Origin of the sequence: Kitasatospora sp. NPDC056327 (assembly GCF_042261735.1) — a bacterium.
Taxonomy (GTDB): Bacteria; Actinomycetota; Actinomycetes; order Streptomycetales; family Streptomycetaceae; genus Kitasatospora.
This window is the reverse complement of sequence record NZ_JBHJRC010000481.1, coordinates 1-3,268: the sequence shown is the minus strand read 5'-3', so window position 1 is coordinate 3,268 and position 3,268 is coordinate 1. Positions and strand designations below refer to the sequence as shown.

Below are 3,268 nucleotides of genomic sequence, written 5' to 3'. Positions count from 1 at the left end.
ACACCCTCATCCCCTCGGTACGCCGGGGGAAGGAGGCCCAGGACCGGGCCCGGGAGCTGCTGGAGCGGGTCGGCCTCGGGGAGCGGGTGGACCATCTCCCGGCCCAGCTGTCGGGCGGTGAGCAGCAGCGCGTCGCCCTGGCCCGGGCCGGGGGCGGCGGAGACCCTGGCCGCGATCCCGACCGCCCGCCGCTCGTCGGCACAGTCCACGATCCACCAGCCGGCCACCCACTCCTTGCTCTCCGGGAAGGGCCCGTCGGTGACCACCGGCTCGCCGCCGTCCCCCGACCGGACGATCCGGGCGGTGTCCGGCCGGTCCAGGCCCTGCGCGTCGACGAGTTCGCCGGTGGCGGCGAGCTCGGCGTTCAGGTCCCGCATGTACTGGACGTGGACCCGGATGTCCTCGTGGGCCCACTCGTCGACCTTCGGGAAGTCGATGTCCTTCGCGCTGAACTGCATCAGCAGCATGTACTTCATGGTGGCGCTCCTCGTTCGTCAGCGGGTTCCTTCACCCACCGGTCGGAGCGGACCGCGCGTTCTCGACGTCCCCGGCGGGATTCCGGGAAGAAAATTCTCGGCATCCGCCCCGGGGCCGCCGGACGACCCGCCCGGCGGCCCGCCCGCGACCGGCCCGCGACCGGCCCGGCGGCGGCCCCGGGCCCCGTTGACCGGCACCGACCAGGAGCCTAGGGTCGGGATCCGTGCAGCGATACGACCGGCTGAAGCGGATTCAGCGCATGGACCCGGAGACCGAGTTCACCGAGATCTACCGGATCAGCAGCTGGTACGAGTTCCCGTGGGACTACACCCAGTCGCTCGGCTTCGCGCTCTACCGCACCTACGCCGTCCCGAGCATCGGCGGGCTGCTCGCGCGGACCGGCGAGTTCACCCTGCGCACCCAGAAGCGCTACGACGACACCCTGCTGATCCTGGAGGCGGTGGTCGAGCACGGCTTCGACTCCTCGCAGGGGCGCGCGGCGATCCGCCGGATGAACCAGATGCACCGCCGCTACGACATCTCCGACGACGACTACCGCTACGTGCTGTCCACCTTCGTGGTGACGCCGAGGCGCTGGATCGACGACTACGGCTGGCGCCGGCTCTCCCCCCACGAGGTGCGGGCGGGCGTCAACTACTACCGCGAACTGGGCCGGCACATGGGCCTGAGTGCCATCCCGGAGACGTACGAGGAGTTCGAGCGGCTGCTCGACGACTACGAGCGCGAGCACTTCGCCTTCGACCCCGGCGCACGGGCGGTCTCCGACGCCACCCTCGGCCTGATGGCCTCCTGGTACCCGGCGCCGGTGCGGCCGTCGATGCGGCTCTCCTCGGTCTGCCTGCTCGACGACCCGCTGCGCGAGGCCTTCGGCTACCCGGCCCCGCCGGCCGCGGTGCGGCGGGCGGTGCGCGCGGGGATGCGGCTGCGCGGACGCTTCGTGCGGCTGCTGCCGCCCCGCCGCAGGCCGCACCTGGGGCGGGACGGGTGGCAGGTGCGCAGCTACCCCGGGTATCCGTACGGGTACCGGATCAGCGACCTGGGGACCTTCGGGGGGAAGGGCTCCCCCGACCCCTCCTCCGGCGGCTGCCCGTTCCCGCACGCGTCGTCGTCGGGCGGCCCGGGCACACCCGGGTCCGCGGAACCGGGCGCGGACCGCGGCGCCGGGTCGGGCGGGGGCTGAGCGGCGGCGCCGGGGGCCTCCCGCCCGCCCGCCGTCAGGGTGGCCAGCAGCCGCAGCGCAGCCTCGGAGGGCGAGCCGGGCCCGGCGGTGTACACGGCCACCCGCTGCCCCTCGTCCCTCGGCAGCACCAGGTACTCCGTGGTCAGCTCCAGCCGGCCGACCAGCGGGTGCCGGTAGGCCTGCCGGTCCGTCGCGGCGCAGGTCACCGCGTGGCCGGCCCACAGCCGGGCGAACTCGTCGCTCGCCAGGGTCAGTTCACCGACCAGGGCGGCGAGCTCCGGGGCGCCCGGGTAGTAGCCGGCCACCAGTCGCAGGTCGGCGACCGCGGTGCCGGCCTTGCGCGGCCAGTCCTCGAAGAGCTCGCGGGTGTGCGGGTCGAGGAACAGCATCCGGGCGAGGTTGGGACGGTCGGCCGGGCGGTCCGGCGCGGTCGGGTCGAGGTGCCCGGCCACCAGGGCGTGCGCGAGCGGGTTCCAGGCGAGCACGTCGAGGAACCTCCCGATCGCCAGGGCCGGGACGTCCCCGAGCGAGTCGAGCAGCACCCGGACCCCCGGGCGCACCCGTTCCGGCCGGGCCCGGTGGCGGGGCGGCCGGGGCACCGGGCGGGCCAGCGCGTACAGGTGGGCACGCTCGGTGGGGTCCAGCCGCAGCACCCGGGCGACGGCGTCCAGGACGGCGTCGGAGGCGTTGGGGCTCAGCCCCTGTTCCAGCCGCGTGTAGTAGCCGGCGCTCACGCCCGCGAGTTGCGCCAGCTCCTCGCGGCGCAGGCCGGGCACCCGGCGCCGACCGCCGTACGCGGGGAGTCCGAGGTCCTCGGGGCGCAGCGCGGCGCGCCGGGAGCGGAGGAAGGCGCCGAGTTCCCGGTGCGGCGCCGGAGAGTCCGCCGGTGGGGTCATGGCTCCCAGTCTCCCTCCTCCGGGCGGGAGTTGCCTGCACCTGTCGGGTGTAGGCACAGCGGATGCCTGGTTGCCGGACTGCGCCCGGCGCAGGCTTGCGGCCATGACCACCGACGAGTCCCGCACCCTGGTCCTGCTCGCGCATCCCGCCCCGGCGGCCTCCCGCGTCAACGCGGCGCTGGCCGGGGCCGCCCGGAGCCTGCCGTCCGTCACCGTCCACGACCTGTACGGCGCCTATCCCCGGGGGGCCGGCGCGTTCACGCCGGTCGACGTCGGACACGAGCAGAAGCTGCTCACCTCCCACGAGCACGTGGTGCTCCAGTTCCCGTTCCAGTGGTACTCCTCACCACCGCTGCTCAAGGAGTGGCTGGACGTGGTGCTGGTCGCGGGCTTCGCGTACGGGCCGGACGGTTCCGCGCTGGCGGGCCGGTCGCTGCGGGTCGCCGTCTCGACCGGCGCCGCCGCGGCCGACTACCGGCCCGGCGGGCGGGCCGGGCACCGTCTGCCGGAGCTGCTGCTTCCGTTCGCCGCGACCGCCGGCGCGGTCGGCATGACGTACCGCCCGCCGTTCGCCGTCCAGGACGCCGTCGGCCTGAGCGACGCCGCGCTCGCCGGACACGCCGCCCGCTACCGGGAGCTGCTGGCCGCCGACGGCTGAGCCGCCCCGGGGCGCCCGCCCCGGCCGTACGGGGGG

Annotated in this window: 2 protein-coding genes and 3 pseudogenes; 3 read left to right on the top strand and 2 right to left on the bottom strand. The window is 75.3% G+C overall.

All coding sequences use genetic code 11. The features are described from left to right. Window positions 1–149 (top strand): annotated as a pseudogene (locus ACFCX4_RS35480) (ATP-binding cassette domain-containing protein); the annotation flags it as partial. 69 nt (window positions 150–218) lie between these two features. Here the strand turns inward: ACFCX4_RS35480 and ACFCX4_RS35475 are convergent. Beyond that, window positions 219–458: pseudogene (locus tag ACFCX4_RS35475) on the bottom strand (YciI family protein); the annotation flags it as partial. A 242-nt stretch (window positions 459–700) separates the two neighbouring features. On the opposite strand from ACFCX4_RS35475, the gene ACFCX4_RS35470 reads away from it, so the two are divergent. Further along, window positions 701–1,678 (top strand): oxygenase MpaB family protein, encoded by a 978-nt coding sequence (locus ACFCX4_RS35470; RefSeq protein WP_376151472.1) that lies wholly within the window; start codon window positions 701–703, stop codon window positions 1,676–1,678. 104 nt (window positions 1,679–1,782) lie between these two features. On the opposite strand, the pseudogene ACFCX4_RS35465 reads toward ACFCX4_RS35470, so the two are convergent. After that, window positions 1,783–2,574 (bottom strand): annotated as a pseudogene (locus tag ACFCX4_RS35465) (helix-turn-helix transcriptional regulator); the annotation flags it as partial. Between the two features lie 103 nt (window positions 2,575–2,677). On the opposite strand from ACFCX4_RS35465, the gene ACFCX4_RS35460 reads away from it, so the two are divergent. After that, a complete protein-coding gene (locus ACFCX4_RS35460) occupies window positions 2,678–3,232 on the top strand; it encodes an NAD(P)H-dependent oxidoreductase (protein WP_376151470.1) in 555 nt (184 codons plus the stop codon). Window positions 3,233–3,268: the final 36 nt, after the last annotated feature.